Annotated in this window: 20 protein-coding genes; 15 read left to right on the forward strand and 5 right to left on the reverse strand. The window is 61.9% G+C overall.

Annotated elements, in window-relative coordinates:
- Positions 1–3 precede the first annotated feature (3 nt).
- From E2E30_RS04815 to E2E30_RS04845, 7 genes are read left to right on the forward strand one after another with little or no spacing between them, the layout of a single operon-like run.
- The gene (locus E2E30_RS04815; RefSeq protein WP_133187721.1) at positions 4–903 is read left to right on the forward strand and encodes a VOC family protein; all 900 of its coding nucleotides are present in this window, start codon (positions 4–6) and stop codon (positions 901–903) included.
- A 16-nt stretch (positions 904–919) separates the two neighbouring features.
- Complete coding sequence (locus E2E30_RS04820) at positions 920–2140, forward strand: amidohydrolase family protein (RefSeq protein ID WP_133187723.1); 1221 nt, start codon at positions 920–922, stop codon at positions 2138–2140.
- Positions 2127–3197, forward strand: a complete 1071-nt coding sequence (locus E2E30_RS04825; RefSeq protein WP_133187725.1) for a CobW family GTP-binding protein — start codon at positions 2127–2129, stop codon at positions 3195–3197. The genes E2E30_RS04820 and E2E30_RS04825 overlap by 14 nt, the downstream gene beginning before the upstream one ends.
- Before the next feature lie 12 nt (positions 3198–3209).
- Positions 3210–3797 (forward strand): malonic semialdehyde reductase, encoded by a 588-nt coding sequence (locus E2E30_RS04830; protein WP_133187727.1) that lies wholly within the window; start codon positions 3210–3212, stop codon positions 3795–3797.
- Positions 3797–4504, forward strand: a complete 708-nt coding sequence (locus tag E2E30_RS04835) for a CoA transferase subunit A (protein ID WP_133187729.1) — start codon at positions 3797–3799, stop codon at positions 4502–4504. Before E2E30_RS04830 ends, E2E30_RS04835 begins: the two co-directional genes overlap by 1 nt.
- Positions 4504–5160, forward strand: a complete 657-nt coding sequence (locus tag E2E30_RS04840) for a 3-oxoacid CoA-transferase subunit B (protein ID WP_133187731.1) — start codon at positions 4504–4506, stop codon at positions 5158–5160. Before E2E30_RS04835 ends, E2E30_RS04840 begins: the two co-directional genes overlap by 1 nt.
- A gap of 17 nt (positions 5161–5177) precedes the next feature.
- On the forward strand, positions 5178–5792 hold the full coding sequence (locus E2E30_RS04845) for a CerR family C-terminal domain-containing protein (RefSeq protein WP_133187733.1): 615 nt from the start codon (positions 5178–5180) through the stop codon (positions 5790–5792).
- Between the two features lie 471 nt (positions 5793–6263).
- Here E2E30_RS04845 and E2E30_RS04850 read toward each other — a convergent pair whose 3' ends face one another.
- From E2E30_RS04850 to E2E30_RS04870, 5 genes are all read right to left on the reverse strand, one after another.
- A complete protein-coding gene (locus E2E30_RS04850; protein WP_133187735.1) occupies positions 6264–6977 on the reverse strand; it encodes a MobA/MobL family protein in 714 nt (237 codons plus the stop codon).
- A gap of 110 nt (positions 6978–7087) precedes the next feature.
- Complete coding sequence (locus tag E2E30_RS04855; protein ID WP_240699037.1) at positions 7088–7729, reverse strand: hypothetical protein; 642 nt, start codon at positions 7727–7729, stop codon at positions 7088–7090.
- Between the two features lie 98 nt (positions 7730–7827).
- Positions 7828–8478, reverse strand: a complete 651-nt coding sequence (locus E2E30_RS04860) for a hypothetical protein (RefSeq protein WP_133187738.1) — start codon at positions 8476–8478, stop codon at positions 7828–7830.
- A gap of 46 nt (positions 8479–8524) precedes the next feature.
- Entirely contained in the window at positions 8525–8788 is a 264-nt protein-coding gene (locus E2E30_RS04865; protein WP_133187740.1) for a hypothetical protein, read from the reverse strand.
- Positions 8789–8896: 108 nt separating this feature from the next.
- Positions 8897–11608, reverse strand: coding sequence for a hypothetical protein (locus E2E30_RS04870; protein ID WP_165954463.1), 2712 nt, complete (start codon positions 11606–11608; stop codon positions 8897–8899).
- A gap of 140 nt (positions 11609–11748) precedes the next feature.
- On the opposite strand from E2E30_RS04870, the gene E2E30_RS04875 reads away from it, so the two are divergent.
- From E2E30_RS04875 to E2E30_RS04910, 8 genes are all read left to right on the forward strand, one after another.
- Positions 11749–12561 (forward strand): hypothetical protein, encoded by an 813-nt coding sequence (locus E2E30_RS04875; protein ID WP_133187744.1) that lies wholly within the window; start codon positions 11749–11751, stop codon positions 12559–12561.
- Positions 12558–12899 (forward strand): hypothetical protein, encoded by a 342-nt coding sequence (locus tag E2E30_RS04880; RefSeq protein WP_133187746.1) that lies wholly within the window; start codon positions 12558–12560, stop codon positions 12897–12899. The genes E2E30_RS04875 and E2E30_RS04880 overlap by 4 nt, the downstream gene beginning before the upstream one ends.
- Positions 12899–14620, forward strand: coding sequence for a hypothetical protein (locus tag E2E30_RS04885; protein WP_133187749.1), 1722 nt, complete (start codon positions 12899–12901; stop codon positions 14618–14620). Before E2E30_RS04880 ends, E2E30_RS04885 begins: the two co-directional genes overlap by 1 nt.
- 147 nt (positions 14621–14767) lie before the next feature.
- Positions 14768–15247, forward strand: a complete 480-nt coding sequence (locus tag E2E30_RS04890; RefSeq protein ID WP_133187751.1) for a hypothetical protein — start codon at positions 14768–14770, stop codon at positions 15245–15247.
- Positions 15248–15318: 71 nt separating this feature from the next.
- Positions 15319–16008 (forward strand): hypothetical protein, encoded by a 690-nt coding sequence (locus E2E30_RS04895; protein ID WP_133187753.1) that lies wholly within the window; start codon positions 15319–15321, stop codon positions 16006–16008.
- Between the two features lie 119 nt (positions 16009–16127).
- Entirely contained in the window at positions 16128–16826 is a 699-nt protein-coding gene (locus E2E30_RS04900; RefSeq protein ID WP_133187755.1) for a vWA domain-containing protein, read from the forward strand.
- A gap of 2 nt (positions 16827–16828) precedes the next feature.
- Positions 16829–17584, forward strand: coding sequence for a PP2C family serine/threonine-protein phosphatase (locus E2E30_RS04905; RefSeq protein WP_133187757.1), 756 nt, complete (start codon positions 16829–16831; stop codon positions 17582–17584).
- Complete coding sequence (locus tag E2E30_RS04910; protein ID WP_206365643.1) at positions 17581–19635, forward strand: helix-hairpin-helix domain-containing protein; 2055 nt, start codon at positions 17581–17583, stop codon at positions 19633–19635. The genes E2E30_RS04905 and E2E30_RS04910 overlap by 4 nt, the downstream gene beginning before the upstream one ends.
- Positions 19636–19963: the final 328 nt, after the last annotated feature.

The raw sequence follows: 19963 nt of genomic DNA on the forward strand, positions 1-19963 counted from the left end.
ATCATGCCCACCACCTTTCGCCTTGCTTACGTCGATCTCGCGACACCTTCTCTCGCAAACGCGTCGACCTACTACCGTGACGTAATGGGCCTGAATGTGACCGAGGCGACCGGCACCTCGGCCTATCTCGGGTTGGGGCTGGATCACCACTCGGTAGCGCTGCACCAGGCGGCTCAACCCGGTCTCAGCGCGATCGGCCTGCAGGTCAGTGGCGACGAGACGATCGACGATCTCATCAAGCGCCTCGGTGGGATGGGGCTGGCCCCTCAGGTCAAGCACGATGCGCGACCGGGCGTTCCCGTGCTTGTCGAGGTTACCGACATCGGTGGGCACACCTTCCATCTGTTGCCTGAGATGAAACTGGCAAATGCCGGCTTCAACGGCACGGGCCTCGCACCACTGCGCATGGGCCACGTCGCCATCCTGTCGACCGACGCTCCGCGCTTGCTGGAATTCGTCACCGGAGCACTGGGCTTTTCGACCACCGACTGGTTTGAAGACTTTGTCACCTTCGTTACGTGCAACCGCGATCATCACGTACTCAACGTCATTTCCGCACCGATCGCAACGATGCATCATCTCGCCTTCGAACTGGTTGGTCGAGAGCATCAAATTCGCGCCGCGGACCTGCTGGCGGAGCGGCAAATCCCGACATTGTGGGGCCCAGCTCGCCATACCGCGGGCCACAACATCGCGTCCTATCACTACGGCGCCGACAACGCCCTGATCGAGCTGTACAACGACATGGACGTCTTCGTGCCGGAACTCGGCTATTGCGAGCCGCGCCCGTGGCACGGCGATCGTCCGCAGCGTCCTAAGCATTGGCCGGTCACGTCAATGAGCCGCTGGGATACGCGCTACGAATTCGACCTCGCCGCAGTCGCCTTTGGCATGCCGCAATAGCCGCGGGAGCGACACGATGACCAACCTCGCAAATAGCGCCGAACCCTTCGACATCGTCATTCGCCGCGTCCGGGTTTTTGACGGAAAGGAAGCCTTGCCAGGCTTGCGTGATGTCGGCTTGCACGGTGGCGCTATCGGCGCCGTGTCCGAAGCTCCCTTGCAGGGGCGGCGCGACATCGAGGGCAAGGGCGGATGGATGATGCCGGGCCTCATCGACACCCACCTGCACTTTTTCGATTTCACGGTTGTGACGGATCCAGACTCACTCGCCGAGTTCGTGGAGAATACGGCACCCGTCTTGTTGCAGCAGTTTCTCGCTTGCGGTGTGACGACCATCAAATCGGTTGGCGACCCGACGACCGAGGTGCTCGAACTGCGCGCCAAGCTGGCCGCGGGAACGCTACGCGGGCCGCAAATGCTCACCACTGGCAATGGCCTGACCGGCCGGGACGGTCACCCGGCTTCGACGATTTTCGGGGGCAACCCCTGGTTCCGTGCCCGCGCCACCGGTGAAGTCGACAGTCCCGAAATGATGCGCGACCTCGTGCACCACCTGGCGGATCGCGGAGTCGACGCGATCAAGCTGCTATCCGAGGGCGGATGCTGGTGCCCCGGCTCGCCGAAGTATCTGTGGAAGAACCCGGTTTTCCCCAACGCAGTCGAGCTTGTTCGGCTTCCTACCAAGATACTTCGTGCCGGCATCGAGGCGGCACACGAGCACGGCTTGCGTGTCACCGTTCATACGGTGCAGCAAGATGCCGCCATCGAGGCACTGGAGGCCGGCGCCGACGGACTGGAGCACGGTGTCACGGTCGAGCCGATTACGGATAAGGCGCTCATCGATCTGATGATCGAACGCAAGGCGACCTACGCCTCGACCCTCTGGATCCATGACGCCGTCCACCCGCACACGCGCCCGAACACGAAGCTGATGGCGGATGCCGGAGTGACCATGGTGCTGGGCAGCGACAGCTTCTGCGGGCGGGGGGCATTCGGACAGAACACGATCGAGGAGGCCGAACTGTTGGAAGCGGCAGGCTTAACCCCGCAGCAGGTTCTGGTCGCCGCGACCAGCAACGCCGCGGGCCACCTTGATCGCGCAGATATCGGCACGGTCGCACCGGGCAAGCGCGCCGACCTCATTCTGGTGGCCGATGACCCCTTGGCCTCAATTGGCAACCTGCGGAAGCTGACGCATACGATCTTGAACGGGGAGGTCGTCGTTGACCGGAGTTGATCCGGCGTACCCGACGGGCGTGCAGCCCATCCCCGTGACGGTCGTCACCGGGTTCCTGGGCGCCGGCAAGACGACGTTGCTGAACCGCATCTTGTTGGAATCGGGGTCGCGCCGCTACGCGGTTATTGTCAACGAATTTGCCGAACTCGGCATCGATGGCGACCTGGTCCTGGAAGCGCGGGAGGAAATCGTGACGCTCGCGAACGGTTGCATCTGCTGCAACGTTCGCGGCGACCTGCTGCGGGCTCTAGAATCGATCCTGACGCGCGGCGTGGCGTATGATGCGATTTTGATCGAGACTACGGGGCTCGCCGACCCCGGCCCCGTGATCCAGACATTTTACATGGATCCGGACGTCGCGGCGCGAGTCCGTCTCGATGCGGTAGTGACCGTCATCGACGCCCGCCATTTTTGCCGACAGATCGGGCAAGCCCCCGAAATTGCCGCGCAGATCGCAGCCGCCGACCTAATCCTGCTCAACAAAACCGATTTGCTCCTCTCGCGTGAGGTCGAAAGCGTCGAAAGCGAGGTTCGCGCGCTGAATCCGTTTGCGTCGATCCGGCGCACGGTGAGAGCAGCGTTACCGGCATCCGAGGTCATCGGCCGCAACGCGTTCGATCTCCGTCGCGTGGTCGAGCGGGTGCCGGGCTTTGGCGAGAATCGCGCCCGACACACGAGTGGCATCCAAAGCATAAGCATGGAAGTCGAACGCCCGATCGACCTCGATCGGTTCCTGCGCTGGATCGACAGCGTGATCGCCTTGCAAGGCGAAGACGTCATGCGGGTCAAGGGGATCCTGAACGTTACCGGCGAAGACCAGCCCTTCGTGTTTCAGTCGGTACACCGGATCATGGATGGCGACTTCCTGAACGAAGCAACTTTCCGACAATCTAAGCTCGTCGTCATCGGTCGTAACTTAGACCAGGAGCGAATGCGCCGAAATTTTGCGGGATGCCAATCAAAGGCTGACTACCTCGGTGACCTAACGACCGACGACGCCCCGCGGGCTGATCTGCAAGAGCAAGGTCGAGCACGATTGCAGTCTCACGCACATTAATAGGAATTGAAAATGAGCTCAGGCGAGACGATCCTAAAACAACTATTTGCTGAAGCTCGATCCCAGAACGGATGGAACGCGGAGCAGGTCAGCGATGATGAACTTGCGGCGGCCTATGAAGTCGCCAAGTGGGGCCCCACGTCAATGAACACGCAGCCGATGCGGGTGGTATTTTTGCGATCAACGGCAGCAAAAGAACGGCTCAAGCCGGCGCTTTCGCCGACCAACGTTGAAAAGGTTATGTCGGCGCCGGTCGTGGCGATTATCGCGTATGATTTAGAGTTTTACAAGGAGTTACCTCGAACATTTCCGCACAGGCCCAACGCGCAGGAAATGTTTGTCGGCAATACCGCGCTTGTAGATTCGACTGCTTTTCGCAACGGGTCGCTGCAGGCTGCGTACTTCATGCTTGCACTACGCGCAGTTGGCCTCGACGTCGGACCGATGTCTGGGTTCGACCCTGCGCGCGTCAATGCCGACTTTTTCGCAGAGAGCTCGGTACGAGTGAATTTCATCTGCGGTATTGGACACGGCGACGCCGCCAAAGTTTTCGACCGCTTGCCAAGATTAAGCTTTGAAGACGTGGCGAGCATTTTGTAATGGAGAAGCTTTATCCTGACCCCGCATCCGCGCTTGAAGGCCTGCTGCTCGACGGAATGACGATCTGCGCGGGCGGTTTCGGGCTTTGCGGGGTCCCCGAGCGGCTGATCGACGCAATCCAGGCAGCGGGCACCCGTGATCTGACGATCGCCAGCAACAATGCGGGGATCGACAATGAAGGCCTCGGCAAGCTGCTGCGCAGCCGTCAGGTCCGCAAGATGATCTCGTCCTATGTCGGCGAGAATAAGGAGTTCGAGCGGCAATATCTTTCGGGTGAACTCGAGGTCGAATTCTGCCCGCAGGGTACGCTCGCCGAACGCTGCCGCGCGGGCGGGGCCGGAATCCCGGGCTTTTACACCAAGACCGGCGTCGGCACGCTCGTCGCCGAGGGCAAGGAAGTGAAGGTCTTCGACGGCGAGGACTATATCCTCGAGCGCGGGATCCGCGCCGACCTGTCGATCATCAAGGGGTGGAAGGCAGACGAGACCGGCAATCTAATCTTCCGCAAGACCGCGCGCAACTTCAACCAGCCGATGGCAACGGCGGGGAAGATCTGCGTCGCCGAAGTCGAGGAGATCGTGCCGGTCGGCTCGCTCGATCCCGACGCGATCCACCTGCCCGGCATCTACGTCAACCGGATGATCCTGGGCGCGCCCTACGACAAGAAGATCGAGTTCCGCATGGTCCGCACGAGAGAGGCAGCATAATGGCTTGGGATCGCAACCAGATGGCCGCGCGGGCAGCGAAGGAGCTGCGCGACGGATATTACGTCAACCTCGGCATCGGCATCCCGACGCTGGTCGCCAACAACATCCCCGACGGGATGACGGTGACGCTGCAGTCGGAAAACGGCATGCTCGGGATCGGGCCGTTTCCCTATGCGGGGGAGGAGGATCCCGATCTGATCAACGCAGGCAAGCAGACGATCAGCGAGCTGCCGTCCTCGGTGTATTTCTCGAGCGCAGACAGCTTCGCAATGATCCGCGGCGGGCATATCGACCTGACCGTGCTCGGCGCGATGGAAGTCGCCGAGAATGGCGACATCGCCAACTGGATGATTCCGGGCAAGATGATCAAGGGCATGGGCGGCGCCATGGATCTGGTCGCCGGCGTGAAGAAGATCATCGTCGTGATGGAGCACACTTCCAAGAACGGCGACCCGAAGTTCATCCCCGCGTGCACGCTACCACTGACCGGCAGAAATGCCGTTGGAATGATCGTCACCGATCTCGCTGTTTTTCAGCGTCCAGATCCCGTAACGCCTTTTGAGTTAATCGAAATGGCGCCCGGCGTCACGATCGCTGAAATCGCTGCAAAAACAACAGCACATTTCCGCGTCGAGGGCGCAATCGGCCGTACTTAAACCGAGGCGCAACTCAAGTGAGCCGGGCAGCACTTCTCGATATCGCGATCCGTGAATTCGGGGAGAAAGGCCTCGACGGCGCTAGCACACGCTCAATTGCTAAGGCGGCGGGTACGGCAATGTCGGCGATCACGTATCATTTTGGGGGTAAGCGAGGTCTCTACCTCGCTGCTGCCGAACATATCGCCCGTAGTATGCGAGAGGTTTTAGCTGTTGGCGATTTGTCTGACGGGCAAGATAATGCGCGGTGGAAGATACACGCAATTCTAAATCGCCTTGCTGATAAAATGTTAAGCGATCAGTCCGAGGGATGGTCACTGTTTATCATCCGCGAACAGTTGCGGCCGAGCGAGGCGTTTACTTGCTTCTACAACGAGGCAATCGGCCAGTCGATTTCGCGACTTGCGGCATTGGTTGAACTGTCGACGGGAGCGGCTCCCGATGTGGCTCGCCTGACCGCCGCGCTGTTGTTCGGTCATGTAACTGCGCTCCGTAGCACACGAGCTACCCTACTTCGAGTTCTGGAGCGCCCCACGATGGACGAGGAAAGCATGACGAGTATCAAACGTCGCGTGGCCGACAACACGAACGCAATCCTTGATCAGCTCGCAATCAGAATGTCGGTCCGCTAGCGACGCCCATTTACAGCCTCGATGAGCCGATCGGGCGGTCGCTTGCTTGGCTCTCGGACTGCGCGCATCCGACAGTAATGTGCCGCACAATCTAATTAGCGATAGGACTGATTTCACAAAATGGCTGAGCCACGTTGCGAGATCGGATCGTTCCGACAAGTCCAATTGAAGCAACATTTCGTATAGTCTGTATGCGCCGTATCGAGCGGGCCGCCCGCCTAGATGTATATCGATGATTACCTCGGTCCGCGAACGACCGCATTCGGCAGTTGCGGCCGTTCGATCCGCCCGGCTGAAATGGCTGCTACGTCCCAAATCAAGCCGTTCCGGCGCGCTCGCGACACGAACTCGCGGCCGAAGTTTGGGAATGCTGAAGGGTCTGTAAGTATCGACTTTTGGGGCAACCTTTCCGCTCGCGAAACGGCGCTGGGCGAGATCAGTTGAGGGAGATGGTGCCAAACTTTAACTCGGTTAGATTTTGCTCGTTTGCGCAGCCATGAGGCCCCCAAGGGCCGAAAAGTCGAGCCGCGCGGGTACGTACTGCTCGGCGCTATACGGACTGACGGCGGCGGCGCGCATCGACTGGGGGAGCTTTGCGAGCCAGTTCGCATGCAACCTGGCGCGCGCCGCGGGGCCACACCAAACGGGTACGGTTTGACCCTGCCGCGCTTCATGACGCCAGACGCGCGTGGTGACGAGGAGGTGCGCATGCGGTGGAACGGTTGCTTGACTGCCAGCATGTGTCCTGGCGTGGATCGACCATGCGACCGCGGGACCATGGGCAGCAATACTGCGGAGAGCATAATCGCGGGTCATGGCGATCCAGATCTCAGGGTATTCATTGGCAGGGAGCGTCACGACGACATGCCATGCGCGAACTTCGTCGTCGGCAAGGTGAGCCGTAGATTCGTCGAGTTCGCGCCAGATGCGGCCAGGTTCTTCCGCCCAGCAGGAATGATTTGCTGGAAGCTCGAGCCCGTGAGCGACGAGGTCGTCGCGGTGGCTGTAGTCGATTTGACCGCGGGCGTCGGCCCCGACCCCGCGCGTGATGTAGAGGTAGTTGGCCATCGCACTGGCATGTGTGCAGCGGCGATCACCGCTCATTTGGTGCCAGCCTGCTTTCGAGACAGGCCGGATGCTGACGGGGCGGCGATCGTGCAACGGAAAATTTGTCATGGCGTTCATGTAAATACTCCTTGAGTAGCGTATGCTGTGCCGAAGCCCTGCACCAGGGCCAGCCCCGGCACGCTCGGCGGATTTCTGATTTGGGAGATGGCGAGCTCGGCGCTTGACGATCAGCCGGCTTGTCGGACCTCGCCCGCATGCTCACGAAACGCCGCAAGCGCACGGCGGGCAGGATGCTCATGATCGTCGAAGTCGCCAAAGCTGTTCGCCCAACAGGCCCAACCCCTCGCTGCTTCCCGCATCATCGTGTGCTCCGCCTCTGCGGGATCGGGTAGCAAGGCTGCTGGAAGCTCAGGCACGCAGTCCGGATGCGGGGCGGGGCCACAGAGGCACGGCATTGCGGGTACTGGGGCCTGTTCCATGTGCCACGTCATCGATCGTGGCAGGTCACGCCAACGGCCATCCGGGTCTGCAATCGCGGCAACTGTGCGGGGGTGAAGAGCCGGGTCTATCAATGCTGCAAGGCGCCGCGTCACCGGCCACCAACTGTCCCAGCTGATGATGGCGCCCGACTGAGGTATCCGCTGTTCCAGCCAGTCGAGCAGTGCGGGCATGTCGCCATCGCGCAGGACCTGTCCATGGCTGGCGAACCGATACCCATCGTCCTGGGGCGTGACCGTGAACAGGCCGACCCCGATCAGGGCACGATCGTCGGGATGGTGGCACATCTGATAACAGGTCGCGACGGTTCGCAGGACGATAGCGGTGGCGATAGGTTCGAAGCCACGAGGTTCGTTGGTGTCGAGAAGCATGATAGTCTCCTTTTTTGAGTAAATGACAGGGGCGTGACGGGATGCTGCGCGATGATTGCGCCGCGTTTAAACGGCGCCGATGCGGCCTCGCCGGTTGGTCAGGACTGGGCCGAAGGGAGCGCTTCCAGATGGATAGCCGCAGCGGGAAAATCGGCTGCGCGCAGCCAGGTGGCGAGGTGCCCCTCGATGACCTCGTGGACCCGGAAGCCGAGGCTCGACCTCGCCGCGATCTGGTGCATGGCGAGGCGCCACACGGCGATTACATCAAGTTGCAACGTGTCGACGATCTTCTCGCAGCGACCGGTGCACCAGCCAATAAAGTCGCGGGCAGGATCGGGCGTCGCGCACGGGATGGACAGCTCCGCACAGCACTCGCCGAGCGTGATCGGTTCGCCATTCTTATCGGCGCCCATATCGATGATGGTCCTGCCGCGGCCGCCCAGATTGCGTACGGCAGCGGACGAGCGCGCGCTCGGCAAAGTCTCGAGTAAATGGACACTTTCCTTTAGCTCGAAGCCCGCGAGTGTGGTGCGGTCATCGCCAAGCCGCGTCTCGAGCCAGGCGATCAAGCCTTCGCCCGGGTCCTTCGCGGTGAGTACGGCTGTATGGAGCGCGAAGGTGACGATGCCACCCTGGACAGAGCCGCTGAACGTCGCCGCACCGATGAGCTGCGGGTTCGAATTTTCGAGTTCGTGGCCGACGTCGAGCCGGGCAAAACAGACGGCAGTGATAACATGAGATGCGTTCATGAGGGATGGTCCCGATGGCGCGCGATGCCGCGCGCCGCATCACCGGTCAGGGCGACGAGGTCGACGGCATGCACATTGCGTGATCGCTCCGAATGGAGCAGCGGACACCGTCTTCGAGCGACACGAGACGGTGGAAGAACCCTGGGGCGAAGCTGACTTTCGCCACCTTCCTTTTCCTTTCCCCTGGATCCTTCACTTCGCCTTCTCTTGAAATCTTCGCGACGGGCTGATGCCCGGTGCGGCTGCGCCTTTTCGTTGCTGCTGCTGGTTTTGCAGGCTCAAGACCGGCGGCTACGCAGGTGTTGCGCATCTTACTTTTCCTTATCGTAGGGCTGATCTGGTCCGCACACCCGTTGGTCCATCGTGTGGCCGCGCGACCGGTGCGACGAGGCCAACCAACCCTTGGCCGTCGCTGGATCTAATGTTTAGTTCTGCCACGCGGCCGCAGGTTTCCCCGCGTACGGGAGGTTTTTGAAAAAGCGGAACCAGATGACCGCTTCTGATCCTTTTTGACGTGTTCGGCGCGTTTCGTACTAGGCTTTGCAGCCGCTGCGCGGTCGATCAGTTCACGCAAGACGGCCGGGTGATCGCCGAAATCCTGCGCCGCTTGCAAGGCGCGCAGGTGAAGATCGTCGCAACGTTTCTTGCGCGTCACTGCTGCCTTTCCGGCTTCGCTGTTCGGCGCCGTGTCGAGGTAAAAGTCGGCCTCGTCCTGCCAGCGTGAGAACATCGCCTTAAGGGATGCTGGCATGGTAACCGGGACCACCGCTGCTCGTACGGACCCGCCGCCTGCGGGTGCCAGCTTGCGTTCGATCTCCGTCACGCTCTGCGCGACAGACGCGAGACATTCGACCCGCTCTTCCTGCTGTTCGCGGTATGCGATGGTGAGCATTTGCTGGGCTCCAGGATGTAGAAGACGCAGAAGGTTTGCATCTCTCCAGCTAATCACTTGGCGGATGTCGGGAACGACAATATTATCGACCTGGCTGAGTATCGGCGAGGTGTCTGATGGGGCGATCATTTGCCGGAAAAGCGCGTCCCCCTGCGTCCATCCAGCACGCGCCGCCGCTGCGCCACGCGCACCATATCTGCCTGCTTCGTAGCGCCACATGCCGTTGGAAATCTCGCTTGGCCACGCTGCGCCAGGTTCGTAAACGGTCTTCAGAAGCTCCCCAACCTGGCTGCGAACTGCGGGGTGCTGCATGTACAGCGCGAAGCGGTCGGCGAACGCTTGGTCACCACGCGCAAAAGCGGGCGTATGACGTCTTCCTTTTGTATCGAGCTCCCAGCGCAGGACCGTCGGATCCTCTCGTATCGCGAGCAGGAACGCCGCATATTCCGGTGTTGGATTCCCGTGATCGCCTTGGTGGAAGAGCGATCGGTCGAGAAGATTTTTTCGCCGCACGGCGAGTTTTGCTCGCTCCTTCTGCTGAGCTTGTCGCAACTGGATGAGCAGCATCCCATCACGCATCCCTGCATCGTCGGGCCGCTGCGCAGGCGGAGCGGGAACCGTGGGACCTGCCATCTTGCGCCCGGTATTCGACCTGCTGGCGCCGTCCAGTTCGATGTCGAATGGGACTATTGGTGTCGATGGGCGGGGCACCTGTGTGCGCGCGGGCGCACGCACGGCCGCCTTTGTCTCGGCCAAGCCACTGGATCCCGTGTCAAGAGTGGCCAGGCTATGCTTTGCGTCAAAGAAGGGGCGGGGGGGAGTCGCCTCGGCCAAGCCCGGCGTTCGTTTGATGCGGTCGGATTGTCTCTCAATAGCGGGGCGCGGCAGAGCGCGGCGAGCACCGTTTATGCTCTTTGAAACCGGGATGGCAACGATGTCGGGGCGCGCCAGCGCCCGCCGCTTTTTTGCGGTCGGGCCGGCCAATTCGATTGGGCGTGAGGCGGCTTCGAGGACCTCGCTTTTGAGAACCGGCACGGTGACTTCGATCGGCCGCGGGGTCATCGCAAGCTTTTCCTTAAACCACCGAAGGCGCAGCGCAGCATACCGTTTGAGGTTGTCGGCGATGATGCGGATATTCTCTTCCACGACCCCGACATACTCGCCGCGCCGATAGGCTTCGGTCTGCTCGCGACCGACCTTCTTCGTCGGTTTCAGCGACAACCCGCGTTCCTGCATCGACAGCGAAGTATAAATGTGATGCCGCCCTTCCTCACGGCTGACCTGGGTCATTGTGTCTGCAACCACGGCGCGAAGGAGGCGTATGCCGATCGGTCTGGAAAGGTCGGTGCGAAGCTCGGTCGCGACCTCCCAATCAGATCCCCCAGCATAGCGCATCGGCCGGAACCCGGCTTGAATATGAGCATGGTAATTGCGCTCGTCGCTATGTGGATCGGGCGGATGGACAGCTGCCGCATATGGCAGGCCGTGACGACCAAAAAATTCCTCGCACACTTGGTGTACGATGCTGAAGCGCGCGTCCGCACTGATGTCCTTGGGCAAGCGCACGATGACCCGTATTTCGATATTGGCGTTGGCGCGGCTGGCGCGCGCGACATCCTCCTTGAGGTCCATGGCGGCCGCCACGAGTTCGGGCGTCGGCCCCATGTTCGAGCAGCGTGACAGACCGCCCGACGAGAGGCGTTCTACGGCATTTTCCGCCCAGATGTAGTTCAGATGGAGACGAGCGCAGCCTGGCCGATACCGCGTATCGTTAGCGCCGACCGAGGTCATCTGGACTAAGATTCCGCGCCGACCAGCGCGGTCGAGGATGACGATGCCCATCCGGGGAAGGCGCCGTGTCGGCGGTATATCCTCACGCTTTCTACGGTTCGCCGGCACCGGCTTTTTCTTCTCATGAACACGGGCCGTTAGCCGAATCGTCACCCCTTCCAGTTCACGCTCCAGCTTCGCAATGGCGATGATGTGACGGCGCATTGCGCGGTCGCTGCGCGTTATCGCGGCCAACCGGTTTTGCTCGATCCGCATGTCGCGCAACATAGCGCGCTCGGCATCCTCGCAGCGGCCGAACTGCTGGCGAAGGCGCTCGGGCGTCGCGTCGATGAGGACGTCGCCGATGTTGAACGCAGGTTTCGAGATTTGGGCAGGAAGGGGGGCAGGGGGGTGGGATCGGCGACTGGGTCGCCGCGCTTGCGTTTCGTAGAAACGCTTATCTCGCATCCCACCCCCAAAATTGACTGAACAACTGGTGCGAAGGTCGTGCCTCTGATTTCTGGGTGCGCCCATGGTAATGGCTGCCGCGCGTTTAAATTCAGCCATTACCAAGGGCAGAAGATCTTCAGCCGGGCATCATGCCCTGGATGACGACGCAACCCGCCTCGAAAGACCGTGTACTCCACGCGCGTAAGGCCGCCCTGCCGCGATGGGATGCGCCGCTCCTCGGCCATCCTCATCGTAGCTACTATACGCTTGGCGGTCTGGCGGTCGCGGTCGGTATGGCGGCGGACGACGCTACCGCACTGGCCGGGCTGCTGGCCGTACCCTTCGAGGACGCGACGCGCTGGGTCGAGGAAGCGGCAGGAGATTCAGCCGATCGCTATGCGATGCGTATCCTGTACCGGGCGCTCGATCGGCACCGCGGCGACTGCGAGGCAGTGGGGCGGCGGATGATCGCGGCGCGTCGGGATCGCGCCGAGCCGCCGCTGGGGTGCAGCGCGGGGGACGCCGCCCGGTTCGTGCTCGGCAGCCAGTTCCACGGCTATGGCCTGCGCTATACGCATGCGCCAGCGCTCGCCGGGCTGTGCGCACTCGGGACGCCTGTAATGCTGGAGCGCCTGCGCATCGTGCCAGGCCGGGGTCGCACGCTTGGAGGGCGACTGTTGCCTGGCCTGCGCGAGGGCTTTGCCGATCTCGATCGTATCGGGCGAGTGTCGGCGTTCAACCGGGGGGCCGCGGCTTACGCTGAACACTGCCGCAGATTTGCCGATCGCGAAGCGGCCAGTGCCGATCGTGGTTGGCGCGACGCGCCCGTTACCCGGCGGCAACGTTGGACGATCCTGGATACGGCCGATGGCCTCGGAATCGAACTGCCGGAGTGCCGGACCTGCGGTGAGGCGGCCGATTGGTTGTCGGCGCACGGCGCCATCCTCAAATATCGAAAGGGAAAGCGATGAGCGGCAACACCCAATCCCTGTCCGGCGAGGTCGCCGGGGGCGATCTCGCTGAAAAGCACAACGCCCTGCTCGAGGCGCTCGGTCGCGCCGACATCGACATCGTTCGATTGAAGAAGCAGGTCCAGCGTGCGCCCGCCGAGCAGCTGGAAACGCTGCTTGTGCAGGCTGGACGACTAGTCGATGAGCGCGCGCGGGTTCTCGTCGAACTTGCCCCGATCGAAGCGGCGCTTATAGCGCGTCGGACGCGCGAGTTCGAGGCGGCGCGGGATCAGTGGGTCGTGGAAATTGAAGCGTTGCAGGCAGATGGCCATCTGCCAAGTAATGAGGAGGTGCGCTGATGAAGGGACTGCCCGCGCTGATCGAACGGCTGGCGCTGGATCGAGCGATTGAAGGTCGACCGGATCTGCTCAGGGAAGGTGACGGCGCTGCTCATCTTGAGGCGGCCGCTTTGGCCGCGAGGCTTGGGGTCGATGTCGATCTTGCGAGGGCAGCCAGCACCGACGCCGCATCCGCTACGCTGCCTGCCGGCGTGCGTCTTGGCCGGCTTGCCTTCAGCCCGGCGCTTCAGGCGGCGCTGGCCGCAGGCGAGGCGACCGTCCCGCCTCGGCTTTTCCGTCTCCCCGAAACGAAGAAGGCGCTGATGGTGTTCTTCGCCAAACGCACCGGGTTCGGCGGCGGCGGAGAGGAAGGGACGGTAGCTCCCGCGGTCGATGATGCTTTCCATCGTTTCTTCGGTTTTCGGGTCGGCGATGTCGCCGACGATTGCCTTGCCGTGCGGGATCGCGATGCGACAACCTATGCGGTACTGCTAAGCCTCGAGTTTGATCTGGCGATTGCACGACGGCCGGAAATTGCTGCGCCACATCCGCGTTATCCGCGGCTTGCGCGCGGGCTGCTCGGTGCACTGCTGATCCTCGCCGAGCTCGAGCGGCTGCGTGGGATCGTTGCCGCGCTTGCCGGAGATCTGGCTGACGGATCGTCGGCAACGGGTCGCAACCCTCCCAACAGCCGGGAACTCGTTCGCCTGCTGCTCGGCGAAACGTCGTCCACCTCGCTGGACAATGAGGCGCTCGACGCCGTTCTCGCCGACACGCCATTCCACGTCGAGACCCTGCTCTGGCAGGTCGCGGCAGGACCCAGCAGCATCGACTTCGATGACAAACTGCTCGCCATGCTCGCGGGCCGTGAGGACACCCTCAAAGCGCAACGGTTTCCGGAAAGTCACAAGCGCCTCGCAAGCATGCTGAAGAACGCGCGGTCCATGCGACCAAACAAGGGAGGCAAGACGATGCCGATCGCGCTTGCTCGTTACATGGGCCTCGATCTGCTCGATACCGCAACCGTTGGATTGATCGAGATCGCACAGCAAACGACAAAGCTGAGCAATAGCCGTACGGATAAGGGAAGTCGCCCGGCGCAATACGACGCTTTCTGGACACTCTTCGTGACTTTGCTCACCAACGTTGCGCCACATGTTGTCCCGGGGGCAAAGAGCCAGTCCCTGCGTGGTCCGGCACGATCACGAGGACAGAAGGAAAAAGACATCGAGAAGGGCGAGGCACGGTTCCGGCGCGCCAATGAAACTGGCGGACTCATCGACGTCTATCTTCCGCCCGCAGGCACGCCCGTCGGCGGAGCACGGTTTTTGCCCGGGCATTGGCTCGACCGGGATCGTCACCATGACTGGAGCCGGCGGATCGTGCGCGATTTTCGAGGCGGCGCGCACGGCGGGTTGATCGATGCGCTGCCGGCCGTGTGGAAGCCATCGATTCTCGCACGCATAGCGGCATTGCGGCGCATGCTTCGCGAGATTGAGAACAAGGTCTCGGCAAGCGGCGAAGCGACTGACGACCTTACCGCTTCGACGCTGGCAGCGCTGTTGCCCGCGATGACGCCGCTGACGTCGGACCCGCTCCTCCATTTCGTTCTGCAGGGACACCGCAAGAACGGATCTGGCGCGTGGCTCCGCGATCGTGTCACGGCCCTTCGGGTTGTCCACATCGAACAGGAGACGGAAGGCGGCGCGAACGACCACAAAACCGGTGAGCGGGACGCATGATTAAGATGTTCGAGATGCAAGCCGCGTGGCAGCGGTGTCCGGATAAAGACAGAGCGGGAGCCCAGCGTCGTGCACGCTTCCCGTCCAGTGGCCTGCAGATCTTAAGACAATGGCGGCGCATGCCGGGAGCTGCCGATCGGATCGGCGATGACTGACCGCATGTCGCCGCGCGCCGTAATGACGCGCCACATCTCCAAACCTGCCCTGAGCTTGCTCCGGCAGGCAAACCTCACACCCGGCGAGATCGATCTCGCGATCGACGCCCTCGTGGACGGCAAGGCAAGCGCGATACTGCGCAAGGGCCATGCCTTGCTTCGCCGCATCGAGGAAGCAAGCGGTATCATCGTCGTCCAGATCGCGCGCCGGTCACGATACCTCCTCATTACCATCGAGCAGGCGACGAGGAACGCGCCGGCCTGGCAATATCGCGAACTATCGCCGCGCCGATGCCTTTTCTCGTGCCCAGGGCAAGTGCCGTCAACTATCGCCGTGGGCTTGGTCGGCCTGCCGCTGCGCCATCTCGCCGACCCGATGACCGGCATGGAGGATCTCCTAATCAACGCAATCAGCGACACTGGCGACAGCTGGCTCGTCGTCGACGTCACACCGGTCTGGTCGACCTTCTGAGCTGCCAGCGTGATGCATGGTTGAACGGTAGCGCGGCTTCCATCTGACTGTTGCACCCGGTATCACGGGGCATGACCGAACCCGACGTGCCCCGCCTGTCATCTGCATATCTCGAGGACTTGGCCTATATCGTCCTCACAGCCGATCCACGCGACACACGCTTCGATCTGTATCCCGATCTCACCGACGACGTGCGCAGCCGGCTGAGATCACGGCTGAAGCAACTCGCCCGCTACGATTGGCCATCTTCGCTGCGCGAGGATCCGTCGCTTCGCCGCGGCTACACGCTGCGCCAATGCTGCCGCCTGATAGTGGCCCTGCTGCTCATCGACACGCACCTGCCGCCCGGTCTCGCGATCGCGCTAATTCGAAATAACGAAAGTAGCTTTCTGCGCGCGATCGCCGCGCGTTTGGCTGAACCCGATCGACTTGAAGCAGGACGCAAGGACCTGATGGCCGTCCTGCTCCCCGGCGAGATCCGCGATGCCCTTCCGGCTAACGATCCGGATCAGGATGCCAGGCGAGTAATGTACCTCATCGAACGTGAGCGCATGGCTGACTTGTGGGCAGATCGCCTTGCGTCCGCCGGCGCCCGGCTGGTCATCGACGTGTCGACCGCGGCTGCGGCGATGTGGCGCTGGGTCAGCAACCGGCGCCTGATGGACGACATCGGGCGGATTTCTCTCATCAGGGATATCGAAAACGCTTCTGATGAGCCTGGCTTCATGAAGGTGATGGAAACGGCAATCCGCAAACACTAACCTTCTCGGGTCCTCAAGACGCCGAATACTTGACGGGAAGTTTTATTTGGCTTACTTCCCCCAGCAGAAGGTGGCGCCGCATTTCTGGCGCTATCCAAAAGCTAGGAGGATAGGCCATCATGGACGACTTTTCGCATCACGTGTCCGACGACCAGCAGCCGTTCGGCGACATGGAGTTCGCCGACAATCCCGAGCCCCGCGCGGCCTGCCTGCTGCTGCTCGACACGTCCGGATCGATGAAGGGTGAGGCGATCGCTGCGCTCAACGCCGGCCTGCTCGCCTTTGCCGAAGCGTTGCGCGCGGATCGGCTGTCGGCCAAGCGGGTCGATGTCGCGGTGATCAAATTTGGTGAGACTGCGGAAGTGGTACAGGAATTCGTATCCGCCGAGGCGTTTCATCCACAGCCGCTGAAAGCCAACGGTGGAACGCCGATGGGTGCTGCGATCGAACTCGGCATAGATCTGCTCGCTAGTCGGCAAGCGCAGTATCGGTCCAATGGCGTCACGCCGTACCGACCGATGGCCTTCCTCATCACCGATGGTTTACCAACCGACCGGTGGGAAAAGGCAGCGCAACGGGTGCAGCAGGGCGAGGAGCGCCGCAAGTTCAGTTTCTTCGCCGTCGGGGTCGATGGCGCCGCCATGGACACGCTCGCGCGCATCTCGGTCGCGGAGCCCGTGATGTTGCGCGGCCTACGCTTCGAGGACATGTTCCGCTGGTTGTCGAGCTCGCTGTCGGCGGTGTCGCGCTCGACCGCCGGCACGCCCGTTGCGCTCGCCAATCCCGCCGGGCCCGCCGGCTGGGCAACGATCGTCTGACGATGGCAGGCTGGGCTTGGGCGGCTGCGTCACGGTGCGGCACGGCGCACCGTGACGCTGATGGTCATCGACAGGATGCCGTTCGCGTCGTCGCGGCCGATGGCGGCGTCCTTATCGCTGTTGCCTGCGACGGGGCAGGAAGCACGTTCCACGGTCGCTACGGTGCGGTCATTTCTGCTCGTACCATCTCGCAGCGGGCAAAGGCATGGGTCACCGCGCATGCTTTGCTCCCCACCCCGTTGCTGATCGACCTCTGGGTCGCCGAAGCGCGCCTTTCCATTATCGTCGCTGCGGACCGCTTAGGCGTCGCTGCTGGCGACTTCGCCAATACGCTCGTGCTGGCGATCAGTGATGGAGAGGAAGTCCTCACCGCACATATCGGTGACGGTGCGGTCGTCGCCGGCTTGACTGTCCCAAATTCGCTTGTTGTACTGAGCTGGCCCCAGGGCGGCGAATTTGCGGCAGAAACGTTTTTCGTCACCGACACCGATCCGCAGCTTCGGATCGGTAGCTTACGCGGCTGGACGATCGATCGGCTTGCCGTCATGACCGATGGGCTCGAGCGCCTGGCTCTCGACTTCAGTGCAGCAGTTGCCCATCCGCCGTTTTTCGACCGGCTATTCGGCGGGATGATCGCCGCAACCGCCCCCGGCCCCTGCAAACCCCTGTCGGATGCACTTGGTCGCTTTCTCGATGCCGATGCCGTCAATGCCCGTACAACCGACGACAAGACGTTGGTGTTGGCCGTGATGCGATGATGCCGCTCCGGCTGACTTCGGCGGGAAAGTTGCTCCTGTTAGGCCCACGCATTGGCCGGGGCGGCGAGGGCGAGATCTATGCCCTCGCCGATGGCTCGGGTCGTGCGGCCAAACTGTACATCCAGCCTGATGCGATACGGGAGGCAAAAATTAGCGCGATGATCGCGTCCCCTGCGGTTGCCGCCTGTCCTGATGCGGCGTTTCCCCAAGATATTGTTCGTCACGAAGATGGCAGGTTCGCTGGCTTTGTCATGGCACAGGTGACAGGTCACCAACCGATCCATGAGCTCCTCGGAGCGTCGTCCCGCCGCCAATTTTTTGCGCATGCTGATTGGCCATTTCTCGTGCGCGTCGCCGTCAATCTCGCTCGTGTGGTGGCGAGCATCCACGGTGCCGGCATTGTCATCGGCGATATCAACAGTTCCGGAATTCTCGTATCCCAGCGCGGTACCGTCAAGCTGATCGACGCAGACAGTTTTCAGATTGGCAGCCATCGTTGCCGGGTCGGCATGGTCGAATATACGCCGCCTGAATTACAGGGAGTGGCCTTTGGCGGTGTCGATCGGACTCCTAATCACGACGATTTTGGACTTGCCACGATAGTGTTCCAGCTTCTCATGCTCGGGTGGCACCCCTTTTCCGGCGTATCCCGCGGGCGCCAAGTCGCTCTCAACCAAGCGATCCGCGACGGACGTTTCGTTTTTTCGCATCTCGCCGACGTCGGAGCCAAGCCGCCACCCAATAGTCTGTTGCTAGGCGATCTGCCACGTGGCGTTCGGCACCTGTTCGAGCGGGCATTCCTCCCTGTCGGAAACACGCGGCCACCCGCGGCCGAGTGGGTCAGAGCCTTGTCAGACCTAGAAGCCGGATTGATCCCCTGCCCGGTGCGGACTGACCATATCATGGCGCCGGTATCGATGCAGTGCCCTTGGTGTCGGATCGAGCGTGCGACCGGGCGGACGATGTTCGCTCAACAGAAAAGCGTGATTGTGCCTGTCCCGGACCCTGTGATCGAACGCCTGCGTGCTGACGTCGCGAATATGGTAGGTCGGGCCAAACGGCACGCCGGGGAGGGGATTGAGCCACCCTGGTACGAGCGCCGGCCTGAGCCGAGCAAGGCAGCGGTCAGTCTTGCCGGTGGTGGTAACTCCCTCAAACAAAGCGGTGACGTAGCCGAACTGCTCGATAAGCGACAGGACGCGATTCTCAAGGCCGAGCGCGCACTTGCGCGATGGCGGATGCAGATCGGCGTCTGGGAAGTCACCCGGCTGTTGGAACAGGTGAAGGGCAGCGTTGCAAAGCTTGAGCGTTTCGAGAACCGTCGAGCGTTTCTGTTGAGCATTGCCGTAGCACAAAGCGTCCAATTGCGGGTGACTGGGGTACTCGCTGGACATCCATTGACGGGAAGCCGCGTGCCCGGTGTCGGTGCTGCGCTTATCGTCACGCTTGCCCGTCATGATGTCGTCAACGTCGCAGATCTTGCGCGTGATCGTCTTGCGGCTATCACCGGGGTCGGAGAAAAGCGCATCCTCGCGCTCCTGCTATGGCGTGACGGCCTTTCAGTGGCGGCCGAGAAGGAGATCAGGAGGTCCGCGCGGCGGCTGGAAGAGATTAGGATTGAGGCGGCAGCGAAGGTTGTCAATCATCGTGTCGCGCTTGAACGGTCCGTTCGAATCGGGCTTGCTGAGCTCAAAAACACGATAGATCTAGTGTACGAGCGTGCTTCGCGCACTGATACGGCACTGGCGGCAGCCCTGCGTGCGCGAGATCAGGCGAAGGCCGATGTAGCTTTGATTGGGAGCGCGCCTACAGCGCTTTCGCCGGCCAATCGGATGATTCAACAGCCTGCTTCAGCCACGATTACGAAAAGCCGGAAAAGCAAAAAGGGCGGCGGCAGTGCAAAGCCGGGAAAAATCTGCCCTTGCTGTGGTGGCCCTATGGTCAAGCGGTGGGGCGGTGCCAACGGCGGAAAAGCCTTCCATTATGGATGCAGTGCCTATCCCAGCTGCAAGGGCGTGCGAGCGGCGCCGGGCAGGGGTGGTCGACCATAGTCGCACGATCTCCGTCGATCGCCGCTGCGACAGGCGAAGTTGAGGCAGTCCATGGCGGGTCGCTAACCGAGAGGCAGATAGTTCCGCAGCGCCATGCCTCTAGATCTCGATGACTGCGGAAGTGGCACACCGTTCAGTGCAGGTCCCCGCAACCACACCCACATATCAAACCGTCTCCGGTTAGCCCGAGGCGGTTTTTTTGTGTCTGCTTTCCGTGGCTTGTCGCCAATCCGTCGCCGCTCGCCGCTCGCCGCTCGCCGCGCGCGCTTGGCCGCGTTTTTGGCCAATGACGTTGAGTTTCTTGGGATATTTTGAGGATCCAATGCTG

Source organism: Sphingomonas sp. AAP5 (assembly GCF_004354345.1).
Taxonomy (GTDB): domain Bacteria; phylum Pseudomonadota; class Alphaproteobacteria; order Sphingomonadales; family Sphingomonadaceae; genus Sphingomonas; species Sphingomonas glacialis.